Raw genomic sequence first — 23,856 nt, forward strand, 5'->3', positions numbered from 1 at the left:
CGAGTGATGTGATTGCGGCCGACACTACACGCGAAGAAAACGCGTGTCAAAAACGGGCAGCGCAGCCGGCGCGGCGGCCCACCAAAAGGCGGGGCCGGTACCGGGCCCCGCCGCTTCACCATGCGCCGGCCCGGCGCCTTACAGCGTCTCGAGCGCCAGCGCGATGCCCTGCCCGCCGCCGATGCAGAGCGTGACCACGCCGCGCCGCTGGCCGCGCCGGCGCATCGCGTGGATCAGCCGCGTGGCGAGGATCGCGCCAGTCGCGCCGATCGGGTGTCCATGAGCCACCGCGCCGCCCTCGCTGTTGACGATGTCCTCGGCCAGGCCCAGCGCGCGCAGCGCCACGATCGGCACCGCCGCGAAGGCCTCGTTGATCTCGATCGCCTCGATGTCGCCGATGCTCCAGCCCGCGCGCGACAGCGCCTGGCGCACCGCCGGCACCGGCCCGTAGCCGAACTGGCCCGGCTCGACGCCGGCCACGCCCCAGGCCACCAGCCGGGCGAGCGGCTCGATGCCCTGCTTCTCGGCGAAGGCGCGATCGGCCACCAGCATCGCCGCGGCGCCGGTGTTCAGGCCCGGCGCGTTGCCGGCCGTGATGGTGCCGTCCTTGCGGAAGGCCGGGCGAAGCTGGGCGAGCTTCTCCTGGGTGGTATCCGGGCGGTTGTGCTCGTCCTGCACGAATTCGATCTGCTGCTTGCCGGCCTTGACGTCCAGCGGCACGATCTCGGCCGCGAAATGGCCTGCGCGCTGCGCCTCGGCGAAACGCTGCTGCGAGCGCGCCGCCCAGCGGTCCTGGTCCTCGCGCGTCACGTGGTGCTCGGCGACCAGGTCCTCGGTATGCCAGCCCGAATGCTCGCCCGAGAAGGCGTCGAGCAGGCCGTCGAGCAGCACGCTGTCCTGCATGGTCGCGTCGCCCATCCGGTAGCCGCGGCGCGCGCCGGCCAGCAGATAGGGCGCGCGGTCCATGTTCTCCATGCCGCCGGCGATCGCGGCCTCGGCGGTGCCCAGCAGCACCTCCTGCGCGGCCGAGACGATCGCCTGGGCGCCCGAGCCGCAGACGCGGTTGACCGTCAGCGCCGGCACCGCCACCGGCACGCCGCCGTTGACCGAGGCCTGGCGCGCCGGGTTCATGCGATTGCCGGCCTGCACCACGTTGCCGAGCACCACGCTGCCCAGTTTCGAAGGATCGACGCCGGTCTGCGCCAGCACCGCCTTGATCACGTGGGCGCCGAGATCGGTGGCGGGAATGTCCTTGAGGGTGCCGTTGAAGGTGCCGATGGCGGTGCGCAGCGGCGCGGCCAGGATGATTTCACGGTTGAGGGTCACGATTGCATGCCTCCTGCTTGGGCCGGCGGCGCCGGCTGACTCGGTTTCAGGGAACACCACATTCAGTATCGTTATTGTAGTGATTTCCCTGTATCGCTGCCGTGGTGAGCCGAGAGACGGGTGGCGAACGGGGACGGACCCGGCTGGCGCGGCCGGGCTCGGGCAATCGGGCGGGGGCAGGACGGCGGCACGAAAGAGATGCCGCGCCGGAAGGAACAGGAAAGCCAAGCGCCGGGCCGGGTCGCCTGGCAGGGCGGGAAACGGGGCGGTGAACGCCAGGAAGCTGGCTAATGCGGAGGTGGCTGCGCCATGCGGAGGCGGCTGCGCCGCTCAGTTCGCCTCGTCGAGTTCGGCGAGCGTCTTCAGGCGCTTGAGCGTGGTCTCGGACGCATGGCGTCCCGGCACGAAGGCATGCGTCTCGCGGCTCAGCACCTTGCCGGTATGACGGTCGATCAGCACCGGATCGACGGCCTTGCCGGTTTCGCGATCGACGAAATCGACGCCCCAGGGATGGCCCTTGACGTGGCGGCGCCCCCAGGCGAACAAGGTGATCAGCACCGGCGCGAGCCCGCGCCCCTTGGCCGTCACGCGATACTCGTCGCGGCTCGATTCGGGCGTGCTGCGCACGCGCTCGAGCAGGCCGCCCTCCACCAGATCGGACAGGCGCTTGGACAGCATGGTGGGCGAGATCTCGAGGCTCTCGCGAAACTGCTCGAAGCGCGTCGAGCCCTGCATCGCGTCGCGCAGGATCAGCAGGCTCCACCATTCGCCGACCTGCTCCAGCGCCAGCGCCACCGCGCAATCCATTCCGGCCAAGCTCTTCCGTTTCATCGCTGTTCCTGCTTCCCGCCCTGGTTCGTGCGGAAAGTATAGAAGATCCGCCCGCCCGCGCCACCGACAAGCTGCCTCGGCGGCACGGGTATCATCGATGGCTCCCCGAACCGATCGGAGCCGACATGCCCTATCTCTCTTGCCTTGCCCGCCTTCGCCCCGGCACGCTGCGCGCGGCCGGCCTCGCGCTGATGCCGCTGTTGATCGCCCTGCCCCTGGCCGCCCAGGCCGCCAGCTTCGATTGCAAGCAAGCCAGGCAGGCCGACGAGCGCGCGATCTGCGCCTCGCGCGCGCTCAGCGAGCAGGATGTGGAGATGTCGGTGCGCTACGAGATGCTGATGGGGCTGGTGGCGATGGGCACCCGCGGCGACATGGGCGAGGCGCAGCAGCAGTGGCTCAAGCGCCGCGCGCGTTGCGGCGCTTCGCAGTCCTGCCTGGCCACCGCCTATCGCGAGCGGATCGACGCGCTCAAGCAGCAGTATCGGCAATTGCAGAGCCGCGGGCCGTTCTGAGCAGGCGCGGCCGCCCGCCGGCTGCTCGTGCAAACGCAGGCGGCCTCGCCGCAAGGGCGAGGCCGCAGGAAAAACGATCGGGGCGGCGCGCCGCCCGGCGCTCACCGCGCCTCGGGCTCGCCCGCCTGCCGGCGCAGCCGCCAGGCCTGGCGCGGCAGCACGATATAGATCGCGCCGATCATGTTCAGCACCAGGAACACCAACTGTCCCACGGCCATCACCACCGACGCCTTGCCGACCACGGCCTGCAGCAGGTAGGACAGCACGTTGACCGCCATCGACACCACGATGGTCCAGCCCCAGGTGGTGAGACCGAGCATCGCCGCCTGGCCGAAGCTGTAGTCGGGCGGCACGCTGAGCTGGTGCCTGGCGAAGGCGCGTCGCGTCATGTAGCCGATGATCGGGATGCACAGCAGGCTCACCACCAGCAGGACGCCCCCGCCGACGAGCACCAGCGCGCCCATCGAGTTGACCAGCGACGACAGCCAGTTCGCCTCGCCATGCTCGGCGCGCACGATGGAATAGAGCACGAAGCCGCCGGCGACCAGCCAGATCGGCAGCGTGGCCAGCGTCTGGCGCCAGATGCAGGACCACCACAGCGACAGGCGGCGGCCGAAGGACATCTCGGGAATCATGGTGAACATGGTGGCCTCTCTCTTTCGTTCTGCTTGGATTCGGACAGCCGATGCAAGGTCTTGCTCGACACGCGCATGCCCCTGCGCGAAGCCCCGCGACACACGCCTCTGGTGCGCGCGCCGCGGGGCCCGGGTACCGCGAGGCGCGGCGGCCGATGCACCGGCCGCCGCGCCCGTCGCCAGCCAATTTGCCAGCTAATTCGCCAGCTTACTTGCCGGCCTTCTCGTCCTGCTTGATCTGCGGCAGGGCCGACGCCTCGCCCGGCGTCAGCAGCCCGACCTGCGAGTACACGCGCAGCTTGTCGCGCGTATCGGTGATGTCGAGGTTGCGCATCGTCAGCTGGCCGATCCGGTCGCGCGGCGAGAAGGTCGAGGCGACCTTCTCCATCGACAGGCGCTCCGGCGCGTAGGTCAGGTTCGGCGAGATCGTGCTGAGGATCGAATAATCGTTGCCGCGACGCAGCTCGATCTTCACCTCGCCGGTGATCGCGCGCGCCACCCAGCGCTGGGCCGTCTCGCGCAGCATGATGGCCTGCGGATCGAACCAGCGGCCCTGGTACAGCAGGCGACCGAGGCGGCGGCCGCTCTCGCGGTACTGCTCGATGGTGTCCTCGTTGTGGATGCCGGTGACCAGGCGCTCGTAGGCGATGTAGAGCAGCGCCAGGCCCGGGGCTTCGTAGATGCCGCGGCTCTTGGCCTCGATGATGCGGTTCTCGATCTGGTCGCTCATGCCCAGGCCGTGGCGGCCGCCGATGCGGTTGGCTTCCAGCAGCAGCTCGACCTGGTCGGCGTATTCCACGCCGTTCAGCGCGACCGGGCGGCCTTCCTCGAAGCGCACCGTCACTTCCTCGGCGGCGATCTTCACGTCGTCGCGCCAGAACGCCACGCCCATGATCGGGTTGACGATCTTGATGCCCGATTCCAGGCTTTCCAGGTCCTTGGCCTCGTGGGTGGCGCCCAGCAGGTTCGAATCGGTCGAATAGGCCTTCTCGGCCGACATCTTGTAGCCGAAGCCGGCCTTGTTCATGAACTCCGACATCTCGGCGCGGCCGCCCAGCTCGTCGATGAACTGCTGGTCCAGCCAGGGCTTGTAGATCTTCAGGTCCGGGTTGACCAGCAGGCCGTAGCGGTAGAAGCGCTCGATGTCGTTGCCCTTGTAGGTGCTGCCGTCGCCCCAGATGTTGACGCCGTCTTCCTTCATGGCGGCCACCAGCATGGTGCCGGTCACGGCGCGGCCAATCGGGGTCGTATTGAAATACGTGACGCCGGCCGTCGAGATATGGAAGGCGCCCGATTGCAGGGCGGCGATCCCCTCGGCCACCAGTTGCGCGCGGCAATCGATCAGGCGGGCGTTCTCGGCGCCGTATTCGCGGGCGCGTTGCGGGATCGCGTCGTAGTCGGCCTCGTCGGGCTGGCCGAGGTTCGCGGTGTAGGCGTAAGGCACGGCGCCCTTGATCCGCATCCAGTGCAGCGCGGCGCTGGTATCGAGACCGCCGGAGAAGGCGATGCCGACCTTCTGGCCGGTCGGGAGACTTTCAAGAATCGTGGTCATGACGGGGAAACCGATTAAATCGTGATCGAAAGGAGGAGCGCGTAACCCGTAAGTATCGGCGGTGCCTGATTATGAGGCAAGTCTTGTCGCCGGCCCGAATGCCGCCCGGGATACCGGGAGAATCGCCGCCAGGCGCCCGCCCGGCGCGGATCCGGGCCGAAGAGGCAGCTCGCCATCCCAATTTGGGACGAGGAAGCCCGCCGTCAGCGGATCGACGCCGGCCGGCCGCTCGGCGCCCGCCGGTCCTTAAACAAAATTTCATCCGACGATACGGTTGTTTCAGAAATGGCCTGGGGGCGCGGTCCGATAATCGACGCATCGTGACCTGGACAGGAGCCGGAGATGACACGCCCGATGAGTATCGAAATGATCAACGAATACGGAAAGCAAGCCGTGCTGGTCTCGATCGATCGAGCCTCGGTGATTCTCGATCCGGCCGACGTCGACGCGGTGATCCAGTACCTGAGCCTGCTGCGCGCCTCGATGCAGCCGGCCGTGCCGGAGACGCCCTCGCGCTCGGAGCAGTACGTGGTGGAGATGGATCCCTGCTGGTACACCGAACAGCACGCGCTGTACGGCGGCGCGGTGCTGTTCCTGCGCCATACCGGCCTGGGCTGGAGCGGCTTCGCGCTGCCGCCGCGCAGCCTGGAGCGGCTGCACGAATCGCTGGGCCGCCACCTGGAGGAGCAGCGCGAGGCCGCCGGCCTGCCGAACTGAGGCGCGCCGCGCCCCGTGCGCGGCGCGCGATTCTGAAAAAACCTTCATGTTCCGGGCGGCGAGTTGTTAACGCCGCGCGCCGATCATGGATGCATCGCAATCGTTGTTCACACAACCATGAACCAGCTCCAGGCGATGCGTGTCTTCACGCGTGTAGTCGATCTAGAAAGCTTCAACCTCGCGGCGCGCCAGCTCGGCATGTCGGCCGCGGCCGTCACGCGCAGCGTCGGCATGCTGGAGGCGCACCTGAACATGCGCCTGCTGAACCGCACCACGCGCAGCCTGTCGCTGACCGAGGCGGGCCGCGAATACCTCGACGGCTGCCGCACCATCATCGAGAAACTCGACGAGATCGAATCGAACCTGGTGCGCGCCACGCGGGACCCGCGCGGCACGCTGCGGGTGGCCGCCTCGATGAGCTTCGCCGCCGGCGGCCTGGGCGAGCTGCTGGCCGCCTACCGGCTGCAGCATCCGCGCGTGGGTTTCGACGTGACCACCTTCGACACCCATATCGACATGGTGGAAGGCGGCTACGACGTCTGCTTCTCCGACGACCGCCGGCTGGTCAGCGCCACCCTGGTGTCGCGCGCGCTGACCACGGTGCGCGAGGTGCTGGTGGCCTCGCCCGCCTATCTCGCGCGCCACGGCACGCCGGCTGACCCGGGCACGCTCAACGAGCACAGCCTGCTGACGGTGTCCGACGGCACCGCGCGCACCTGGGAATTCGCCGACCGCGACGGCGTGTGCCGCGTCTACACCGGCCAGGCGCTGGCCTCCAGCGGCAGCGCGATGGTGAGGGTGGCCGCGCTCAGCCACATGGGCATCGCCCTGCTGCCCGAGCCGCTGGTGGCGGGCGACCTGGCGCGCGGCGACCTGGTCGCCCTGCTCGACGGCCACGCGGCCAACGGCGGCCCGCGCAGCATCTCGATCCTCTACCCGGGCCGCAACTATCTGTCGATGAAGGTCCGCAGCTTCATCGATTTCGCGGTGGGACGCTATCGCGGCGCGGATCGCGCCGCCACCTTGCGCGCCGTCGCCTGATACCGCTCCATGTCGAAGATCCTGACGATCGAGGACGATGTCCTGATCGCCGACAGCATCGCGCGCCAGCTCCACGCGCAGGGCCATAGCGTCGACGTCGCGCGCACCGGCCGCGAGGGCATCGCCAAGGTGATGGCGGGCGACTACGACGCCGTCACGCTCGACCGCATGCTGCCCGACCTGGATGGCCTGGCGATCCTCTCCACCATGCGCGGCGTCGGCCTCGACACGCCGGTGCTGGTGATGAGCGCGATGTCCGAGGTCGACCAGCGCATCGCCGGGCTGCGCGCCGGCGGCGACGACTACCTGGTCAAGCCTTTCTCGCTCGACGAGATGGTAGCGCGCCTGGAGGTGCTGATGCGCCGCCGCCCGCGCAACGCGCATGCCGAGACGGTGCTGCGCGCCAACGGCATCGAGCTGGACCTGGTGCGGCGCACGGCGATGCTCGGCGCGCGCGAGCTGGACCTGCTGCCCACCGAGTTCCGCGTGCTCGAATTCATGATGCGCCACGCCGGGCGCGTGCTCACGCGCACCATGATCTTCGAGGGCGTGTGGGGCTGCCGCTTCGATCCCGGCACCAACCTGATCGACGTGCACGTCGGCCGGCTGCGCCGCAAGATCAATCGCTCGGGCGAGAGCCCCCTGATCCGCACCATCCGCGGCGCCGGCTACATGCTCGGCTGAGCGCCACGGCGCGATCCTCGCCGCCGGCATCACGATGCCCCGCCCATGCGGGGCATCGTCGTTCTGGTTGCGCGCGCAAGCATTCATCGTCGCTTCATCGGCATGTCACGCATCACGGCGCAGGCCCGGCACGCAAGCGCGCCGCCCTCGCCGCGATCGCGCCGGGCCATGAAACTTCTTTCATGTTTTTAGCGGCAGGCTGTTAGGGCGTGCTCCCCAGAATGCTGTCGTCGGCGCGTGTCCGCGTTTTCCCCAAGCGGCCGCGCCAGCCCCTCACCCGAACGACGCTTTCTACGGAGCAGCATCACATGCTGAAAATCGTCCGGCTCGCCTTGGTCCGGCCCTACACGTTCATCGTGCTGGCGCTGCTGATCCTGTTGGCAGGCCCGCTCGCGGCGCTACGCACGCCCACCGACATCTTCCCGGACATCCGCATTCCGGTGATCAGCGTGATCTGGAATTACGCCGGCCTGCAGCCGGACGACATGTCGGGACGCATCGTCACGTACTACGAACGTACGCTCGGCACCACCGTCAACGACGTGCAGCACATCGAGTCGCAGTCGTTCCGCAGCTTCGGCATCGTCAAGATCTTCTTCCAGCCGACGGTGGACATCCGAACCGCCACCGCGCAGGTCACCTCGATCTCGCAGACCGTGCTCAAGCAGATGCCGCCGGGCACCACGCCGCCGCAGATCCTCAACTACAACGCCTCGACCGTGCCGGTGCTGCAGATCGCGCTGACCAGCAGCACGCTGGACGAGCAGAAGCTGGAGGACTACGCGGAGAACTTCATCCGCCCGCAACTGCTGTCGGTGCCCGGCGTGGCGATCCCGACGCCCTATGGCGGCAAGACCCGCGAGGTGCAGATCGACCTCGACCCGCAGGCGCTGCAATCGAAGGGGCTGTCGGCGCAGGACGTGGCGCACGCGCTGGCGCAGCAGAACCAGATCATCCCGGCCGGCACGCAGAAGATCGGCCGCTTCGAGTACAACATCAAGCTCAACAACAGCCCGCTCGCGCTCGATGCGTTGAACGACCTGCCGATCAAGTCGGTGGGCGGCACCACCATTTACATCCGCGACGTGGCCCACGTGCGCGACGGCTTCCCGCCGCAGACCAACATCGTGCGCGTGGACGGCCATCGCGCGGTGCTGATGAGCATCCTGAAGAACGGCTCGGCCTCCACGCTCGACATCATCTCGGGCGTGAAGGCCAAGCTGCCGCTGATCGAGCAGACCCTGCCGCCGGGCCTGAAGCTGGTCACCATGGGCGACCAGTCGACCTTCGTGAAGGGCGCCGTGAGCGGCGTGGCGCGCGAGGGTGTGATCGCCGCGGCGCTCACCTCGCTGATGATCCTGCTGTTCCTCGGCTCCTGGCGCTCGACGCTGATCATCGCCGCCTCGATCCCGCTGGCCGTGCTCTCGGCGATCGCGCTGCTGGCCGCCACCGGCGAGACCCTCAACGTGATGACGCTCGGCGGCCTGGCGCTGGCGGTCGGGATCCTGGTGGACGACGCCACGGTGACCATCGAGAACGTCAACTGGCACCTCGAGCAGGGCAAGGACACGCGCAGCGCGATCATCGACGGCGCGCGGCAGATCGTGATGCCGGCGCTGGTCTCGCTGATGTGCATCTGCATCGTGTTCGTGCCGATGCTGATGCTCGACGGCATCTCGCGCTTCCTGTTCGTGCCGATGGCCAAGGCGGTGATCTTCGCGATGATCTCCTCGTTCGTGCTGTCGCGCACCTTCGTGCCGATGCTCGCGCAATACCTGCTCAAGCCGCATGCCTCGGCCGGCCACGCCTCGGGCGAGATGGCCGCGATCATGGACTCGCACGCGGGCCACGCCGGCGCGCACGACGTGCCGCCCTCGCGCAATCCGCTGGTGCGCTTCCAGCGCGCCTTCGAGCGCCGCTTCGAGGCGGTGCGCGCTTCGTACCGGATCCTGCTGGGGCTGGCGCTGACGCGCCGCAAGCCCTTCGTGACCGGCTTCCTGTGCGTGGTGGCCGCCTCCTTCCTGCTGGCGCCCTGGCTCGGCCGCAACTTCTTCCCGACCATCGATTCGGGCGAGATCTCGCTGCACGTGCGCGCGCCGGTCGGCACCCGCGTGGAGGAGACCGCCGCCGAGTTCGACCGCATCGAGAACACCATCCGCGGCGTGATCCCGCCTGCGCAGCTGCGCGAGGTGATCGACAACATCGGCCTGCCCAAGAGCGGCATCAACCTGACCTACAACAACAGCGGCACGATCGGGCCGCAGGACGGCGACATCCTGATCTCGCTGTCCGAGGATCACGCGCCCACCGCCGGCTACGTGCGCAAGCTGCGCGAGCTGCTGCCGCGCGCCTATCCCGGCACCAGCTTCTCGTTCCTGCCGGCCGACATCGTCAGCCAGATCCTCAACTTCGGCGCGCCGGCCCCGGTCGACCTGCAGGTGGCCGGCCCGAACCAGGCCGCCAACCTGAAGTACGCGCGCGAGCTGTACCGCCGGATGCGCCTGATCCCCGGCATCGCCGACACGCGCATCCAGCAGGCCACCACCTATCCGCAGTTCACGGTGGCGGTCGACCGCACGCGCGCCGACCAGCTCGGCATCACCGAGCAGGACGTCACCAACTCGGTGGTCGCCACCCTGGCCGGCACCAGCCAGGTGGACCCGACCTACTGGCTCAACCCGAGGAACGGCGTGTCCTACCCGATCGTGGCGCAGACCCCGCAATACCGCATGACCACCCTCTCGGCGCTGCAGAACCTGCCGGTGACGGGCGCCAGCGGCGACTCGCAACTGCTCGGCGGGCTGGCCACCATCACGCGCGGCGTCGGCGACGCGGTGGTCTCGCACTACAACATCGAGCCGCTGTTCGACATCTACGCCACCACCCAGGGCCGCGACCTCGGCGCGATCGCCACCGACATCGACGGCATCGTGAAAGCCACCGCCCACGACCTGCCCAAGGGCTCGACCGTCACGCTGCGCGGCCAGGTGCAGACCATGAACGGCGCCTTCGCCGGCCTGCTGCTGGGCCTCGCGGGCGCGATCGCGCTGATCTACCTGCTGATCGTGGTGAACTTCCACTCCTGGGCCGATGCCTTCGTGATCGTCTCGGCGCTGCCGGCGGCGCTGGCCGGCATCGTCTGGATGCTGTTCACCACCCACACGCCATTGTCGGTGCCGGCGCTGACCGGCGCGATCCTCTGCATGGGCGTGGCCACCGCCAACTCGATCCTGGTGGTCAGCTTCGCGCGCGAACGCCTGGCCGAAACCGGCAACGCGCTGGCCGCCGCGCTCGAGGCCGGCTTCACGCGCTTCCGCCCGGTGCTGATGACGGCCCTGGCGATGATCATCGGCATGGCGCCGATGGCGCTCGGCCTGGGCGACGGCGGCGAGCAGAATGCCCCGCTCGGCCGCGCCGTGATCGGCGGCCTGGCCTGCGCCACGCTGGCCACGCTGTTCTTCGTCCCCGTCGTGTTCAGCCTCGTGCATCGGCGCGACGCGCACCAGCACGACGGCACCCGCGCTTCCTCCTCTTCCGCGTCCGGAGCTTCCCATGTCCACTGAGATCGAAATCAAGTCGCCGAAACGGCTGCCCAACCTCAAGCTGGTCGCCGCGCTCGCCGCGCTGGTCGCGCTCGGCATCGTGGCCACCGGCATCGCCGGGCGGGTCCACGCGAAACAGGAACTGACCGGCTGGTCCGCCGCGCAGGCGGTGCCGACCGTGGTGGCCTACACGCCCTCGAGCGGCGCCGACGGCGCGTCCCTGGTGCTGCCGGGCCACCTGTCGGCATTCGAGAACGCGCCGATCCACGCGCAGGTGTCGGGCTACCTGCATGCCTGGTACGCCGATATCGGCGCGCACGTGAAGTCCGGCCAGTTGCTCGGCCTGATCGACACGCCCGAGCTCGACCAGCAGTTGCAGCAGGCGCGCGCCGACCTGCAGAGCTCGCTGGCCAACGAGAAGCTGGCCGCCTCCACCGCCGCGCGCTGGACCCGCATGCTGGCGCAGGATTCGGTCTCGCAGCAGGAAACCGACGAGAAGACCAGCGACCTGGCCGCCAAGCAGGCGATCGTGGCGGCCAACCAGGCCAACGTGCGGCGCCTGGAGGCGCTGGAAGCCTTCAAGCGCATCGTCGCGCCCTTCGACGGCGTGGTCACCGCGCGCAAGACCGACATCGGCCAGCTGATCTCGGCCGGCCAGGGCACCGGGCCCGAGCTGTTCGCGGTATCCGACGTGCACCAGTTGCGCGTCTACGTGAGCGTGCCGCAGAACGAGGCCGCCGCGATCCATCCCGGCATGAATGCCACGCTCACCGTGCCCGAGCACCCCGGCGAGACCTTCCACGCGAAACTGGTCGACACCGACGATTCGATCGCCGGCGCCACCGGCACCCTGCTGGTGCAGCTGATGGTGGACAACCAGGACGGCAAGCTGATCCCCGGCGAATACACCGAGGTGCATTTCGCTCTACCCGCCGGCAGCAGCCACGCGCTGACGATTCCCGCCAGCTCGCTGATCTTCCGCCAGGCGGGCCTGCAGGTGGCGGTGGTCGGCAAGGACAATCGCGCGGTGCTCAAGCCGGTGACGATCGGCACCGACTTCGGCACCCACGTGCAGATCGCCACCGGCCTCGCGCCCGACGATCGCGTGATCGACAACCCGCCCGACTCGCTGTCCAACGGCGACCCGGTGCGGCTCGCGCCGCCGGCCGGCACGGTCGCCTCGACGGCGGGCAACGCGGAGCAGGCCAATGGGTAAACGTCGGCTCTGCGCGATGCTGGCCGGCGTCGCCTTTCTTTCCGCCTGCTCGTTCGCGCCCATCTATCACGCGCCGCGAACCGCGTTGCCGACCACCTTCAAGGAAGCCGGCGGCTGGCAGACCGCGCAGCCGGCCGACCGCATCGAGCGCGACGGCTGGTGGAAGGCGTTCCGCGATCCGGCGCTCGACAAACTGGAGATCCAGGTGGCGGCGGCCAACCCCGACGTGGCCGCCGCCGTGGCGCGCCACGACGAGGCCAGCGCGCTGTTCGATCAGGCCCGCTCCGGATTGTTTCCGACCCTCGGCCTGGGCGCCCAGATCTCCAGCAACCGCGCCTCGGCCACGCGTCCGCTGCGCGGCGCGACCCAGCCCGACATCTACGGCGCCAACACGCTGGATGCCGGCTTCGACTACGACCTCGACCTGTGGGGCAAGGTACGCAACGAGGTGGCCGCGGGCCGCGCCGACGCGCAGGCCGCCGCCGACGACCTGGCCTCGGTGCGCCTGAGCCTGCAGGCGAGCCTGGCCACGGCTTACTTCAAGCTGCGCGGGCTGGACCAGCAGCAGAAGCTGCTGGCCGACACGATCGACACCTACCAGCGCGCGCTGAAGCTGACGCTGAGCCGGCACGCGGGCGGCATCGCCTCCGACCTCGACGTCTCGCGCGCACAAACGCAGCTCGATTCGGCGCGCGCCTCGGCCGAGGACGTGCGCGCGCGCCGCGCGCTCTACGAGCATGCGATCGCCACCCTGGTCGGCGTGCCGGCCTCCGCGTTCTCGCTGGCGCCGGACCTGACGGTGGCCTACCTGCCCGCGATCCCGGCCGGCATCCCCGCCACGCTGCTGCAGCGCCGCCCCGACGTGGCGGCCGCCGAGCGGCGCATGGCGGCCGCCAACGCGCGGATCGGCGTGGCGCGCGCGGCCTTCTTCCCCGACATCACGCTCGGGCTGATCGGCGGCTACCAGAGCTCGGGGCTCGGCCACTGGCTCAGCGCGCCCAACGAGATCTGGTCGATCGGGCCGAGCCTGGCGCTGACGCTGTTCGACGGCGGCCGCCGCCAGGCGATCACCGACCAGGCCCACGCCAAGCTGGCCGAGAACGGCGCGCAGTATCGCGCGGTGGTGCTGGCCGCCTGCCAGCAGGTGGAGGACAACCTCGCGCTCACCCATCACCTCGGCGACGAGGCCGACCGCGAGCAGGAGGCGCTCGACGCGGCCGAGCGCACCTTGCAGCTGTCGATGTCGCGCTACCGCGACGGCGTGGTCAGCTACCTCGACGTGGTGACGGCGCAGACCACCGAGCTGAACACGAAGATCACCATGCTGGAACTGGATACGCGCCGGCAACTGGCGGCGGTGGGCTTGATCGCGGCGCTGGGCGGCGGGTGGTCGGTGGATCGGGCGGCGACGATGGCCGCGACGAACGACAAGGCGAACGCGGCGCCCGCAACCAGGCCGGCCGCGCCGGTACCGGCCGCGATGCCGGTTTCGACCACGCGGCCGAACCTGGCGACGACGCGCTCGACCAGCTAGATCTCCTGCGACATGTGTGGTGCGTGTCGCGTTTTCAGGCACCCGTCGCGAGGCGGGTGCCGTTTTTTTGCCCGGCGCGGCCCGCATCGCGCCGGCGCGTCCGCCGCCGTCAGATGCCGCCGTCGAACATCGATTCGGACCAGGCAAAGGCCGCCCTCATCTGCTCGACTTCCTGCGTCGGCGAACGACCGAACATGCGCTTGAATTCGCGGCTGAACTGCGAGGGACTTTCATAACCGACCGAGGCCGAGGCCGCGGCTGCCGTGAGACCCCTTCGGATCATCAGCAGCCGCGCCTGGTGAAGCCGGGTCGACTTGAGGTACTGGATCGGCGTGGTGTGGGTGACCGCCTTGAAGTGCCGATGAAAGCTCGGCACGCTCATGCCGCTCTCGCGACAGAGGGATTCCACGTCGATCGGCTGGCCGTAATCGGCATGGATGCGGCGCAGCGCCCGCGCGATCTGCGAGAAATGGCCGGTGGACGCGAGCGAGGCGCGCATCGCGTCGCCCTGCTCGCCGGTCAGCACCAGGAAACAGATCTCCCGCAGCGCAAGCGGCGCGACGACCCGCGCCTCGAGCGGCGAGCCCAGCGCCTCGAGCAGCCGGAGCAGGGTCGCCGAGAGCCGCTGGTTCAACGGCGTGGAATAGATGCCGCGCGGCATCGCGGGCGGCTTGCGGCCCGGCACGTCGACCGCCAGCATCAGCTCCGCGGTGAGCCCCGGGTCGAGACGCAGCGTGACCGCGAGCAGCGGCGCCTCGGGACTGGCCTCGGTTTCGGTGGAGAACGGCAGGGGCACCGAGAGCACCAGATAGTGATTCGCATCGTAGAGAAACACCTCGTCGCCCAGGAAGCCGCGCTTGCAACCCTGGCAGACCAGCACGATGCTCGGCTCGTACAGCACCGGCGTGCGCCCCAGCGAACGGTTCGAACGCATGAAGCTGACTCCCGGCAGCAGCGACGCCGTATACCCCTCGTTCGGCGCCAGCCGCCCGATCAGCTCGATGATGCGCGCTTGCCTGCCCGGCATGGTTCCTCCGATGGATTCGACGACGACTATAGCCGATGCCCGCGAGCGGCACGCCCGTTTGATAGTTATGGGCAAGACTGCGAGAGCGGCTGCCATGGCCGGCCCGGGATGCCGCCGATACATTGGACTGCACGGCGTCGAACCGATTTCCGGTTCGCTCGCCCCTCCACATTTTCGAGGAGATGGACATGCAGGACATCAATGAATTCGCCGGCAAGGTCGCGATCGTCACCGGCGCGGCCAGCGGCATCGGGCGCGCCATCACCGAACTGCTGGCGGCACGCGGCGCACGCGTGATCGCCGAGGATATCGACCCCGCCGTCGAGGCCATGGCCGGCCCCGGCGTCGTGCCGCTGGTGGCCGACATCAGCGTGGACGGCAGCGCGGAGAGGGCGGTGGCCCTGGCCCTGGAGCGGTTCTCCCGCCTCGACCTGCTGGTGAACAACGCGGGCATCATCATCAACAAGCGGGTGGTCGACATGTCGCGCGCGGATTGGGAGCGGATCATGGCCGTCAACGCCACCGCCGCCTTCCTGCATTCGCGCGAGGCCATGAAGGCCATGATCCCGCAGGCGCGCGGGGCGATCGTCAACGTGGCGTCCTATGCGTCCTACTTCGCCTTCCCCACCATCGCCGCCTACACGGCGTCCAAGGGCGCGCTGGCGCAGTTGACGCGCACCCTCGCCCTGGAAGCGATCGAGCACGGCATCCGCGTCAACGCGGTGGGTTCCGGCGACGTGCTCACCAACATCCTCAACACCGTGGCGGCCGACGGCGACGGCGTCGCCGCCCTGGCGGCGCATGGCGCGAGCGCGCCGATCGGGCGGGCCGCGGCGCCGGAGGAAATCGCCGAGGTGGTGCTGTTCCTGGCTTGCGAGCGCGCCAGCTTCATGGTCGGTTCGGTGGTGATGGCCGACGGCGGCATGAGCGTGAAGGTGGGCGCCTGAGCATCGCGACGCGCCGGCCATAAAAAAACCCCGCGACGCATCCGCGTCACGGGGCCGAAGATCACCGCCCAAACCGTCCCGGGCATCGCTGCAACCGATGCCGGGACGGCGGCGGGAACCGCACTACCGGCGCACCCGGTCGCTCACCGGATGCGCCGCCACCCAAGCGCGCGAATCGATCGATCCTCGCGCCGGGCCAGGCCGCGCGGCCCGGCCGGCTTCAACCGGCGAGGACCGGTCAGAACTTGTGACGAATGCCGGCCGCCACCACGGCCTGGCGATCGTTGCCCGAGGCGGCGAGGTTGAAGATCCCCGCATTGCCCAGCACGGCCACGCCGTCGGCGCCCGTCACGCGCTGGTACACGCCTTCCAGGTAGAGGTCGGTACGGCGCGACAGTGCGTAGTCGGCCTGCAGCATGAACTGGTTCCACTTCGGCGCGATGCTGCGGCCGGCGTTGTCGAAGCGGCCCTGCGTGAAGGTGTAGGAGCCGCCCAGCGAGAGCGCCGGCGTCAGGAAGTAGCGCGCGTTCAGCTCGTAGTTGCTGAAGGTCAGCAACTGGCCGTTCACGTTGCCGTACGAGCCGCCCTGCGAGAGCTCGCGCGGGTCGTTCAGGATCGTGCGCGTGTAGACGAAGCCCACCGTGGCCTTGTCGAACGCGTAACGCGCGCCGGCGCCGAAGGTGCGCCAGCGGCCGCCCACCAGCATCGAATCGCCGTCCGAGCTGCTCAGCGCGCCGCCGGTGTTCTGCGGCGTGTTCACGCCGCCCGGCTGGTTCGACTGCAGGTAGGCCACGGCCAGGTTGACCGGGCCGTTCGCGTATTGCGCGCCAAGGCTGTAGGCGTTGTTGTTGCTGAACTGGCCGCCCGCGTTGCTGAAGGCGTAGGCGCCGCCGAACGTGAAGCCGCCGTAGTTGGCGCTGCGGAACTTCACGGAATTGTTCATCCGCGTGTCGTTGGCGAGGTTGTCGTTGTCGTAGGGATGGTCGGCGATGTTGCCGCCGAAGCCCGAGCCGGTGGCCGACAGCGGCGCCACGAAGTCGACCAGGAAGTCGTACTGGCGGCCCAGCGTGACGGTGCCCCATTGCCGGCTCGCGAGACCGACCCAGGCCTGGCGGCCGAACTCGTCGCCGCCGTTGCCGAACTTGCCGTTGGCCACGTTGAAGCCGTTCTCGAGGGTGAACACGGCAGCCAGCCCGCCGCCCAGGTCCTCGTTGCCGCGCAGGCCCCAGCGCGAGGTGCTGACGTTGCCGCTCTGCACGCCGTAGGTCGGGCCCGCGCCGCCCGAGGATTTCTGGTTGCTGATGTAGTCCAGGCCCGCGTCGATCGTGCCGTACAGCGTGACGCTGCTCTGCGCATGCGCGGCGGTCGAAAGCAGGCATGCGAGCGCCGCCGGGATTGCCAGATATTTCTTCATGATGGTTTCGCTAGAGTGGGTCGGTCTTCTCGCACCGCAGGCTGCGTGTGGAAAAGCCGATCCGTCCGCGATGCGATGGCGCCCAATTTAGGCAGCGGGCGTGACAGCGCCGTTATGAAAACGGCCTGAAAAATGAAACCTTTTTCATCCACGCGATATGCCGGCTTCATGTCGATGCCGACAGCCCCCGGGGCGCTGCATGAATTTCTTTTCACCCTGCGTATGCCGATCCGCTATCGCCCCCCCTCTATGCTTGTCCTCAACCCGATGCGTCACGTCGAGATGCCGCGACGGGGATGAAACCAGTCATTGATCATGAGGACAACGAAGATGAACACCACCAAGCTAGTCGCGACGACCCTGCTCGCCGCCTTCGCCGCGCTTTCGATTCCCGCCTTCGCGCAGACCACCGCCCAGCCGATGCGGATGACGCCGGCCGCCACCAAGGACGGCGTGCCGGGCGCGGCGGCCAACAGCCAGTGGGCCGCCGCCAATGGCCAGTGGGTCGCGCCCTATGGCCAGCCGGTGCACGAGAAGACGCGCGCCGAGGTCTACCAGGAGCTCGTGCAGGCCGAGCAGGACGGCCAGCTCCAGTACCTGAACTCCACGCTCTACGCGCACTGATGTGTGCCGCCTTGCGGCCGGCCCCGGCGTCCCGCTCACGCCGCCCGCGCCGTCCGCAGCGACGCCGCTCCCTACCTGACTCGCTCGCCAATCATGAAGCTTCGTCCCCTCCTGCTGCGCTCCACCCGTCTCGCGCTGCTCGCCGTCGCCGCCGGCGCCCTGTTGTCCGGCTGCGCCGCCGCGCGGCCCAATGGCCCCGGCGACTGCGTCGGCCCGCCCGATTTCTGCGTGCCTTTCTTCGGTTCGTGATTCGATCCGTCAATGCGCGAGGGGCGCGCTGCCGTCGGCAGTGCGCCCCTCGTGTCCATGCATGATGTCGCCGCTTCGTGAAGCGGCCGCGCCGCGCGCTCAGGCATCCGGCAGACTCACCTGGTAGCCGTAGCGGCTCACCGTATCGATCCTGACGTCGGGCAGGTGCCGCGCGAGCTTGCGACGCAACCGCGACACCACCAGGTTGACGCTCGACGGATCGACATCCTCCTTGTCCTGCCACACATAACGGATCAACTGGTCGCGCGGCACCGGCGCGTTCGGATGGCGCATCAGGCATTCGAGCAGCAGGAACTCGCGGCGCGTCACCGCCAGCCGCAGCTTGCCGTCCTTGAGCTCGCGCGACAGCGTCTCGAAGCTCGAGGACGCGGCGGGCGCATGCGGGCCTTCCGCCTCGCGCGGCCCGGCCAGGCGCTGCAGGGCCTGCAGGCGCTCATGCAGCTCGATGAAGGAATAAGGCGCGCCGAAGCAGGCGTCGGCACCGGCGCGCAGCGCGCGGATCCGTTCGCTCGCCGAGGCATGGCCGAGCAGCACCACCAGCGCAGCGCCGCCGCCGTCGGCCACGAAGCGCGGCAGCATGCCGATCAGCGCGGCGTCGGCGCCGGGCTCGAAGGCGGTCACCACGATCGCGTCGAAGGCTTCCTGCGAGGCCAGGAACAGGCCGTCGCGCAACTCGTCGGCGCGCTGCAGGCTGTGGCCGCTCTCCTGCAAGGCCTTGTGCAGCCAGGACGCTTCCGGATGCGGCGACGTGACGAGCAGGACACGCATGCTCAGCAGGCCCCCCGGTGGCAGGCAGCAACACGAGCGATCCTCATACCAGCGACCTCGACCAGCATTCGATCGTGACGCGCGTGCCGGGCTCGGCGCTGCCGATGCGCAGCGTGAAGTCATGCACGTTGACCACCGTCGAGACGATGCTCAGGCCCAGCCCCGAGCCGGCCAGGTGCCCGGTGCGGCGGCTGCGGTAGCGGTGCTGCAGCACGGCCTCGCGCTCGTCGGGGGCGATGCCGGGGCCGTCGTCGCTGACGTCGATCTGCGGCCCCTGCAGGCGCTGGCGCAGCTCGAGCCGCACCGTGCCGCCCGAGGCCGAATACTTGAGCGCGTTGTCGAGCAGGTTGGTGAGCGCCTCGAACAGCAGCGCGCGATCGCCGTGCACAGCGTCGACGCGTTCGGTGCGAACCTCGAAGCGGATATCGCGGCTCTCGGCCAGCGGCTCGAACAATTCGCCGATATCGATCACCAGCGCCTGCAGGTCGACCTCGGCGAAACCGCCGCGCCGCTGCAGCGTGCCGATCTCGGCGATCCGCAGCATGGCGCGAAAACGCCCGAGCAGCGCATCGGTCTCGTTGCGCGCGCGCGAGACCAGGCTCGCCATCGCCGCGTCGTCCTGGGTGCCGGCGCGCTCGGCCGCGTGCGCGAGCAGCGTATGCACGTGCGCCAGCGGCGTGCGCAGGTCGTGCGCGATGCCGTCGCACACGCCCTTGACCTCGTGCATCAGCCGCTCGACCTCGGCCAGCATGTGGTTGACCAGGTGCGAGAGCATGTCGATCTCGTCGCGCCCGCCCACCGGCAAGCGCTGGGCCAGATCGCCGCGCGCGATGCGCTGGGTGACCTGGCGGATCGCCTTGATGCGCCGCATCTGCCGCACGCTGAGGATCAGCCCGCCGAGCAGGCCCGCGCCGAAGCAGAGCACGCCGCCCACCACCAGCGCGTTGATGATGGCCTCGCGGATCCGCAGGATGTGGGTGAGGTCGCGCGCCAGCACCAGCCGATAGCCGTTGGGCCGCGTCTCGGCCATCGCGCGCACCACCGGCGCCACCTCGTCGCCGGCGATCTTCAGCGTATGCGAGAGCGTCTGGCCGGTGCGGTCGGTCTCCAGCCCGGCCGGAAACTCGAGCACGTCGCCCGCCACATGGCGGCCGTCCGGCGCGAACAGGCCGTAGTAATTGGTGTGCATGCGCTCGTGCTCGAGGCGGCGATGGATCGCGCCGGGCAGGTTGGTATCCGCCATCGAATCGAAGTAGATCATCTGCCAGTCGATCACCACGTCGGTTTCGCTCTTCATGTCGTGCGTGATCTGCGTGGCGATCACGCCGAGCAGCAGCATCACCGACAGCGAGAACATCACCGCGTAGACGGTCACCAGCCGGAACGTGCTGGAATACCAGCGCGGCGTGCCGGCCCCGCCGGCGCTCCGGCTTGCTTGTTCGGTCACGATGGGCGGCTCAGGACAGGATGTAGCCGGCACCGCGCACGGTGCGGATCATCGGCGCGAGCTCGGGCGGGTCGATCTTCTTGCGCAGGCGTCCCATGTGGACGTCGATCAGGTTGGTGCCGGGATCGAAGTGGTAGCCCCAGACCGCCTCGAACAGCATGGTGCGCGTGATGGTCTGCCCGGCGTTGCGCATCATGTATTCGAGCACGCGGTACTCGGTGGGCAGCAGCGCGATCTCCACGCCGTCGCGGCTGGCCTTGCGGGCGATCAGGTCGAGCGCGAGCGGGCCCACCGTGAGCGAGGTCTCCGATTGCGCGGGCGCGCTGCGGCTGCGGCGCAGCAGCACCTCCAGGCGCGCGGCCATCTCTTCCGGGTCGAAGGGCTTGGTGAGATAGTCGTCGCCGCCGGCGCGCAGGCCGCGCACGCGTTCGTCCACATCGCCCAGCGCGCTGAGCATCAGCACCGGCGTGCGCACGCCGATGCTGCGCATGGTGGTGACGATGGTCAGGCCGTCCACGCCGGGCAGCATGCGGTCCAGCGTGATCACGTCGTATTCGTCGGTCAGCGCGCGCGCCATGCCGTCTCGGCCGTTGGCCACCCATTCCACCGCGAAGCCGCGATCTTTCAGTTCGCCGACGATTTCATTCGCGGTGATTTCATCGTCTTCGATGGTCAGGACTCGAAACATTGTCGTCCCGCCGGCCGCGAACAAGGGCGGCACCGGCGATTCGTGATGAGAGGAGAGGAATGTTGCCATATCCGGCCCGGGCGTTGAGCGGCCGTCGCGCATCGACAGCCATCAACGCAGGCTACACGCGCGCGCGTGTCGCCCGGGTATCGGGTTCATTAAACATTCTTCATCCGGCGCGCGGGTATCGCCGCCGCGCCCGTCGCGGTGCGGTGCGCGGGCGCTTCCCGCCAGGCATGATCGAGGCCGGGCGCGAGCCGCCTCAGGTGGGCCGATCGAGCGCCGGCACGGTCGCGCCGCCCGGCACTTGTGCGACGTTGCGCCGCATCTCGACCCCGGCGCGACGGCGCGCGTCCTCGATCGCGCGATATTGGCGCTCGACCCTCGCGTGATCGAGCACCACGTCGGCGATCGGCCCGCCGCTGCCCTGCACCTTCGCCTCGGCCAGGCTCGCCACGCAGAGCGCGACGGCGGCCAATCCTATCGATCCGATGGTTCGTCCGTTCACGCCAATCTCCTCCTGTCCTGGGTCCGGAGCCAGCGTGCACCGATCAATGCGCGCCGCCATGTCCCGCACCATACGCCGCCGCACCTGAACGAACGCTGGCACGCAGGTGAAAGAAATTTCAGCGAGGCCGCGCCGCCGTGGATGAAGGAAGTTTCATGTGCGCTCCACCGTTTCGACAAGCGCCCTCCACTAGCCTGCGTTCCGTGATCACGACGCATTGCGCGCCGGATCGGATGACCCGGCCGGCAGCTTGCCGGCGCCCAACCCGTCTCGAGGAACGACATCATGAAAAACCGCGCATCGACCCTGAAACACGCCCTGCTCTGCGCCGGCCTGATGGCCGTGGGTATCGCCGCCCAAGCCGCCCACGCCGCGCCGCTCACGCCGCAGCAATGCGGCGACTATCCGTTCGTGAAGATGAAGGGGCCGGTCACGCATGCGCAGATCGTCAACGAGCTCTCGGAGCTGGAATCGGTCGGCTACCAGCCCTCGGCCGGCGACGACAGCAACTACCCGGATGACATCGACAGCGCCCAGGAAAAGCTGATGCAGAAGTACCAGCGCGACTGCGTCAAGCACGGCGCGGCATCGTGAGACGCGCGGCGCGCATCGGGCGCGGGCTGGTCGGCACGCTGCTCGCGGCCGGCCTGATGCTCGGCGCCACGATGGCCGCCGCGCGGGCAATGCCGCTCAGCGCGCGGCAGTGCCGCGACTATCCGTTCGTGGAAGATGGCCGGGCGCTCACGCACCGGCAGGTGATCGGCGAACTCGCCGAGCTGGAAGCAGCGGGGTACTCGTCCGAGGCGGTCAACGGCAAGGACTTTCCCGATGCGGCGCGCGCCGCGCATCGGCGCTTGATGCGCGAATACCGGCGCGACTGCACGGGGCGGCTGCCCGGCATGCCGTTGGCCGCGGCGCAAGGCGACGAGCCCGGCGCGTCACCTTGAACCCTGGCGGCTTCGCCCGCGCCAGGTAGTTCGTCGTGCAAAACATTGGACGCAGGGTCCAGGTTGCGAATTCGCCACAAGGCGCATGCCGCGGCACGCGCCTCGTGGCCTGCCCGCGCTCAGGCCGGATCGGGCGAGCGGGTGCGCAGCGTGACGAACTCCTCGGCCGCGCTCGGGTGGATGCCGATGGTCGCGTCGAACTGCGCCTTGGTGGCGCCCATGCGCACCGCGATCGCGATGCCCTGGATGGTCTCGGCGGCGTCGCGCCCGATCATGTGCGCGCCGACCACGCGCTGCGTGTCGCGCACCACCACCAGCTTCATGAAGATCTTCTCGTCGCGGCCCGTCAGCGTGTGCTTGAGCGCGCGGAACGAGGTCTTGTAGATGTCGAGCGCGCCGTACTCGGCGCGCGCCTCGGCCTCGCTCAGGCCGACCGTGGCCAGCTCCGGCTGGCTGAACACGGCCGAGGGAATCGCGCGGTGATCGGCCTCGATGCGCTGCTCGCCGAACAGGTTGGCCGCCAGCAGCGCGCCGTCGCGCGTGGCCACCGGCGTGAGCTGCGGACGCGAGGTGACGTCGCCGATCGCGTGGATCGAGGGCACGTTGGTGGCCGAGTAGGCATCGACGCGCACCGCGCCGCCCTTCTCCAGCTCGACGCCGGCGTTCTCCAGGCCCAGCCCGGCCGTGTTCGGATGGCGGCCGGTGGCATACAGCACCGCGTCGTAGGGGCCTTGCGGCGTGCCGTCGACGTCGAGCGTGAGCGAGCCGTCGGCATTGCGCGTGATGGCGCGCACCTGCGCCTGCGTATGGATCGCCACGCCGTGCTTGCTGATCTCCTCGTGCAGCACGCGGCGCAGGTCGTCGTCGAAGTGGCGCAGGATTTCCTCGCCGCGATAGTAGAGATCGACCTTCGAGCGCAGCCCGTTGAAGATGCCGGCGAACTCCACCGCGATGTAGCCGCCGCCGACCACCGCCACGCGCCTGGGCAGCTCGGGCAGGTCGAGCGCCTCGCGCGAGGTGATCGCGTGCTCGATGCCGGGAATCTCCGGCAGGGTCGGCCAGGAGCCGGTCGCCACGCCGATGTGGCGCGTGCTGTAGCGCTTGCCGCCGACCTCGACGGTATGCGCGTCGACGATGGTGGCGCGCCCCTCGTGCATGCTCACGCCGGCATCGTTCAGCAGCTTGATGTAGATGGTGGAGAGCCGGTTGATCTCGCGATCCTTGGCGGCGATCAGGGTCGGCCAGGAGAATTCGCCCTCGCCGAACTGCCAGCCGTAGCCGGCGGCATCCTCGACGTCGTCGGGGAAATGCGATGCATAGACCAGCAGCTTCTTCGGGATGCAGCCGCGCAGCACGCAGGTGCCGCCGATCTGCTCCACCTCGGCGATGCCCACCCGGGCGCCGAGCGAGGCCGAGATGCGGGCGAGCCGCACGCCGCCGGAGCCCGCGCCGATCACGAAGAGGTCATAGTCGTAGTCCATCGAAATGCTCCGGCAGATTTGGAATCGGCACGATAGCAAGTTTTCGGGAAACGCGTGAGACAGGACGCGGCGCCGGCCGGAGCCCGGCTGGCGAGGCCGCCGGTTTTCTGCTGGCGGGCTTCGGCGCCGCTTTCGGCGGCCGATC

23 protein-coding genes are annotated in these 23,856 nt (G+C 69.2%); 12 read left to right on the forward strand and 11 right to left on the reverse strand.

Features of this window, described 5'->3' with window-relative positions; all coding sequences use genetic code 11:
- Nucleotides 1–138: 138 nt before the first annotated feature.
- Together BM43_RS22790 and BM43_RS22795 are read right to left on the reverse strand one after the other, a co-directional pair.
- Nucleotides 139–1,326, reverse strand: a complete 1,188-nt coding sequence (locus BM43_RS22790) for a thiolase family protein (RefSeq protein ID WP_025099398.1) — start codon at nt 1,324–1,326, stop codon at nt 139–141.
- Between the two features lie 330 nt (nt 1,327–1,656).
- The gene (locus BM43_RS22795; RefSeq protein WP_036048930.1) at nt 1,657–2,157 is read right to left on the reverse strand and encodes a winged helix-turn-helix transcriptional regulator; all 501 of its coding nucleotides are present in this window, start codon (nt 2,155–2,157) and stop codon (nt 1,657–1,659) included.
- 125 nt (nt 2,158–2,282) lie between these two features.
- Here BM43_RS22795 and BM43_RS22800 point away from each other — a divergent pair, with 125 nt between their 5' ends.
- On the forward strand, nt 2,283–2,669 hold the full coding sequence (locus tag BM43_RS22800; protein WP_042284897.1) for a lysozyme inhibitor LprI family protein: 387 nt from the start codon (nt 2,283–2,285) through the stop codon (nt 2,667–2,669).
- Nucleotides 2,670–2,770: 101 nt separating this feature from the next.
- Here BM43_RS22800 and BM43_RS22805 read toward each other — a convergent pair whose 3' ends face one another.
- Both BM43_RS22805 and argG read right to left on the reverse strand, forming a co-directional pair.
- A complete protein-coding gene (locus BM43_RS22805; protein WP_036048928.1) occupies nt 2,771–3,313 on the reverse strand; it encodes a hypothetical protein in 543 nt (180 codons plus the stop codon).
- A 199-nt stretch (nt 3,314–3,512) separates the two neighbouring features.
- Complete coding sequence (argG, locus tag BM43_RS22810) at nt 3,513–4,856, reverse strand: argininosuccinate synthase (RefSeq protein WP_017921466.1); 1,344 nt, start codon at nt 4,854–4,856, stop codon at nt 3,513–3,515.
- Nucleotides 4,857–5,198: 342 nt separating this feature from the next.
- Here argG and BM43_RS22815 point away from each other — a divergent pair, with 342 nt between their 5' ends.
- From BM43_RS22815 to BM43_RS22840, 6 genes are all read left to right on the forward strand, one after another.
- Entirely contained in the window at nt 5,199–5,573 is a 375-nt protein-coding gene (locus BM43_RS22815; protein WP_013699618.1) for a hypothetical protein, read from the forward strand.
- Nucleotides 5,574–5,690: 117 nt separating this feature from the next.
- Complete coding sequence (locus tag BM43_RS22820; protein ID WP_036048926.1) at nt 5,691–6,614, forward strand: LysR family transcriptional regulator; 924 nt, start codon at nt 5,691–5,693, stop codon at nt 6,612–6,614.
- 9 nt (nt 6,615–6,623) lie between these two features.
- The gene (locus tag BM43_RS22825) at nt 6,624–7,298 is read left to right on the forward strand and encodes a response regulator transcription factor (protein ID WP_013699620.1); all 675 of its coding nucleotides are present in this window, start codon (nt 6,624–6,626) and stop codon (nt 7,296–7,298) included.
- 308 nt (nt 7,299–7,606) lie between these two features.
- Nucleotides 7,607–10,861, forward strand: coding sequence for an efflux RND transporter permease subunit (locus BM43_RS22830; protein ID WP_036048924.1), 3,255 nt, complete (start codon nt 7,607–7,609; stop codon nt 10,859–10,861).
- Complete coding sequence (locus tag BM43_RS22835; protein ID WP_036048922.1) at nt 10,851–12,056, forward strand: efflux RND transporter periplasmic adaptor subunit; 1,206 nt, start codon at nt 10,851–10,853, stop codon at nt 12,054–12,056. The genes BM43_RS22830 and BM43_RS22835 overlap by 11 nt, the downstream gene beginning before the upstream one ends.
- Nucleotides 12,049–13,590, forward strand: a complete 1,542-nt coding sequence (locus BM43_RS22840) for an efflux transporter outer membrane subunit (RefSeq protein ID WP_036048921.1) — start codon at nt 12,049–12,051, stop codon at nt 13,588–13,590. Before BM43_RS22835 ends, BM43_RS22840 begins: the two co-directional genes overlap by 8 nt.
- Before the next feature lie 109 nt (nt 13,591–13,699).
- Here BM43_RS22840 and BM43_RS22845 read toward each other — a convergent pair whose 3' ends face one another.
- Nucleotides 13,700–14,617, reverse strand: coding sequence for an AraC family transcriptional regulator (locus BM43_RS22845; protein ID WP_036048919.1), 918 nt, complete (start codon nt 14,615–14,617; stop codon nt 13,700–13,702).
- A 182-nt stretch (nt 14,618–14,799) separates the two neighbouring features.
- Between BM43_RS22845 and BM43_RS22850 the strand changes: the two genes are divergently transcribed.
- Nucleotides 14,800–15,564, forward strand: a complete 765-nt coding sequence (locus BM43_RS22850; RefSeq protein WP_088555506.1) for an SDR family NAD(P)-dependent oxidoreductase — start codon at nt 14,800–14,802, stop codon at nt 15,562–15,564.
- Between the two features lie 238 nt (nt 15,565–15,802).
- On the opposite strand, the gene BM43_RS22855 is transcribed toward BM43_RS22850, so the two are convergent.
- Nucleotides 15,803–16,978: a porin gene (locus tag BM43_RS22855; protein ID WP_036034830.1), complete on the reverse strand. Its 1,176-nt coding sequence runs from the start codon at nt 16,976–16,978 to the stop codon at nt 15,803–15,805.
- 330 nt (nt 16,979–17,308) lie between these two features.
- On the opposite strand from BM43_RS22855, the gene BM43_RS22860 reads away from it, so the two are divergent.
- Nucleotides 17,309–17,602 (forward strand): DUF4148 domain-containing protein, encoded by a 294-nt coding sequence (locus tag BM43_RS22860; RefSeq protein WP_036034827.1) that lies wholly within the window; start codon nt 17,309–17,311, stop codon nt 17,600–17,602.
- 93 nt (nt 17,603–17,695) lie between these two features.
- Complete coding sequence (locus BM43_RS41760) at nt 17,696–17,851, forward strand: hypothetical protein (protein WP_013699628.1); 156 nt, start codon at nt 17,696–17,698, stop codon at nt 17,849–17,851.
- A gap of 99 nt (nt 17,852–17,950) precedes the next feature.
- Here BM43_RS41760 and BM43_RS22865 read toward each other — a convergent pair whose 3' ends face one another.
- The 4 genes from BM43_RS22865 to BM43_RS22880 all read right to left on the reverse strand — a co-directional run bounded on the left by BM43_RS22865 (nt 17,951) and on the right by BM43_RS22880 (nt 21,283).
- Nucleotides 17,951–18,640, reverse strand: coding sequence for a response regulator transcription factor (locus BM43_RS22865; protein WP_025099412.1), 690 nt, complete (start codon nt 18,638–18,640; stop codon nt 17,951–17,953).
- 43 nt (nt 18,641–18,683) lie between these two features.
- Complete coding sequence (locus tag BM43_RS22870) at nt 18,684–19,997, reverse strand: sensor histidine kinase (RefSeq protein WP_042284926.1); 1,314 nt, start codon at nt 19,995–19,997, stop codon at nt 18,684–18,686.
- A 100-nt stretch (nt 19,998–20,097) separates the two neighbouring features.
- Nucleotides 20,098–20,775 (reverse strand): response regulator transcription factor, encoded by a 678-nt coding sequence (locus BM43_RS22875; RefSeq protein ID WP_036052943.1) that lies wholly within the window; start codon nt 20,773–20,775, stop codon nt 20,098–20,100.
- A gap of 262 nt (nt 20,776–21,037) precedes the next feature.
- Nucleotides 21,038–21,283 carry a hypothetical protein gene (locus BM43_RS22880; RefSeq protein ID WP_126242784.1) on the reverse strand — a complete coding sequence of 82 codons (246 nt, stop codon included), beginning with the start codon at nt 21,281–21,283 and terminating at the stop codon, nt 21,038–21,040.
- A gap of 285 nt (nt 21,284–21,568) precedes the next feature.
- On the opposite strand from BM43_RS22880, the gene BM43_RS22885 reads away from it, so the two are divergent.
- Together BM43_RS22885 and BM43_RS22890 are read left to right on the forward strand one after the other, a co-directional pair.
- The gene (locus BM43_RS22885) at nt 21,569–21,877 is read left to right on the forward strand and encodes a DUF4148 domain-containing protein (protein ID WP_036048917.1); all 309 of its coding nucleotides are present in this window, start codon (nt 21,569–21,571) and stop codon (nt 21,875–21,877) included.
- A complete protein-coding gene (locus BM43_RS22890) occupies nt 21,874–22,230 on the forward strand; it encodes a DUF4148 domain-containing protein (protein WP_036048915.1) in 357 nt (118 codons plus the stop codon). Before BM43_RS22885 ends, BM43_RS22890 begins: the two co-directional genes overlap by 4 nt.
- Before the next feature lie 119 nt (nt 22,231–22,349).
- Here BM43_RS22890 and gor read toward each other — a convergent pair whose 3' ends face one another.
- Nucleotides 22,350–23,711, reverse strand: coding sequence for a glutathione-disulfide reductase (gor, locus tag BM43_RS22895; RefSeq protein WP_036048912.1), 1,362 nt, complete (start codon nt 23,709–23,711; stop codon nt 22,350–22,352).
- Nucleotides 23,712–23,856 lie beyond the last annotated feature (145 nt).

Source organism: Burkholderia gladioli, from assembly GCF_000959725.1.
GTDB classification, from domain to species: domain Bacteria; phylum Pseudomonadota; class Gammaproteobacteria; order Burkholderiales; family Burkholderiaceae; genus Burkholderia; species Burkholderia gladioli.

Bases quoted from the DNA above. Each gene is read 5' to 3' on its own strand.
- BM43_RS22805 (WP_036048928.1), bottom strand. From the start codon at position 3,313: ATGTTCACCATGATTCCCGAGATGTCCTTCGGCCGCCGCCTGTCGCTG.
- BM43_RS22885 (WP_036048917.1), top strand. From the start codon at position 21,569: ATGAAAAACCGCGCATCGACCCTGAAACACGCCCTGCTCTGCGCCGGC.
- BM43_RS22875 (WP_036052943.1), bottom strand. From the start codon at position 20,775: ATGTTTCGAGTCCTGACCATCGAAGACGATGAAATCACCGCGAATGAA.
- BM43_RS22820 (WP_036048926.1), top strand. From the start codon at position 5,691: ATGAACCAGCTCCAGGCGATGCGTGTCTTCACGCGTGTAGTCGATCTA.
- BM43_RS22795 (WP_036048930.1), bottom strand. From the start codon at position 2,157: ATGAAACGGAAGAGCTTGGCCGGAATGGATTGCGCGGTGGCGCTGGCG.
- BM43_RS41760 (WP_013699628.1), top strand. From the start codon at position 17,696: ATGAAGCTTCGTCCCCTCCTGCTGCGCTCCACCCGTCTCGCGCTGCTC.
- BM43_RS22845 (WP_036048919.1), bottom strand. From the start codon at position 14,617: ATGCCGGGCAGGCAAGCGCGCATCATCGAGCTGATCGGGCGGCTGGCG.
- BM43_RS22840 (WP_036048921.1), top strand. From the start codon at position 12,049: ATGGGTAAACGTCGGCTCTGCGCGATGCTGGCCGGCGTCGCCTTTCTT.
- BM43_RS22850 (WP_088555506.1), top strand. From the start codon at position 14,800: ATGGACATGCAGGACATCAATGAATTCGCCGGCAAGGTCGCGATCGTC.
- BM43_RS22865 (WP_025099412.1), bottom strand. From the start codon at position 18,640: ATGCGTGTCCTGCTCGTCACGTCGCCGCATCCGGAAGCGTCCTGGCTG.
- argG (WP_017921466.1), bottom strand. From the start codon at position 4,856: ATGACCACGATTCTTGAAAGTCTCCCGACCGGCCAGAAGGTCGGCATC.
- BM43_RS22815 (WP_013699618.1), top strand. From the start codon at position 5,199: ATGACACGCCCGATGAGTATCGAAATGATCAACGAATACGGAAAGCAA.
- BM43_RS22835 (WP_036048922.1), top strand. From the start codon at position 10,851: ATGTCCACTGAGATCGAAATCAAGTCGCCGAAACGGCTGCCCAACCTC.
- BM43_RS22825 (WP_013699620.1), top strand. From the start codon at position 6,624: ATGTCGAAGATCCTGACGATCGAGGACGATGTCCTGATCGCCGACAGC.
- BM43_RS22870 (WP_042284926.1), bottom strand. From the start codon at position 19,997: ATGTTCTCGCTGTCGGTGATGCTGCTGCTCGGCGTGATCGCCACGCAG.
- gor (WP_036048912.1), bottom strand. From the start codon at position 23,711: ATGGACTACGACTATGACCTCTTCGTGATCGGCGCGGGCTCCGGCGGC.
- BM43_RS22830 (WP_036048924.1), top strand. From the start codon at position 7,607: ATGCTGAAAATCGTCCGGCTCGCCTTGGTCCGGCCCTACACGTTCATC.
- BM43_RS22860 (WP_036034827.1), top strand. From the start codon at position 17,309: ATGAACACCACCAAGCTAGTCGCGACGACCCTGCTCGCCGCCTTCGCC.
- BM43_RS22800 (WP_042284897.1), top strand. From the start codon at position 2,283: ATGCCCTATCTCTCTTGCCTTGCCCGCCTTCGCCCCGGCACGCTGCGC.
- BM43_RS22855 (WP_036034830.1), bottom strand. From the start codon at position 16,978: ATGAAGAAATATCTGGCAATCCCGGCGGCGCTCGCATGCCTGCTTTCG.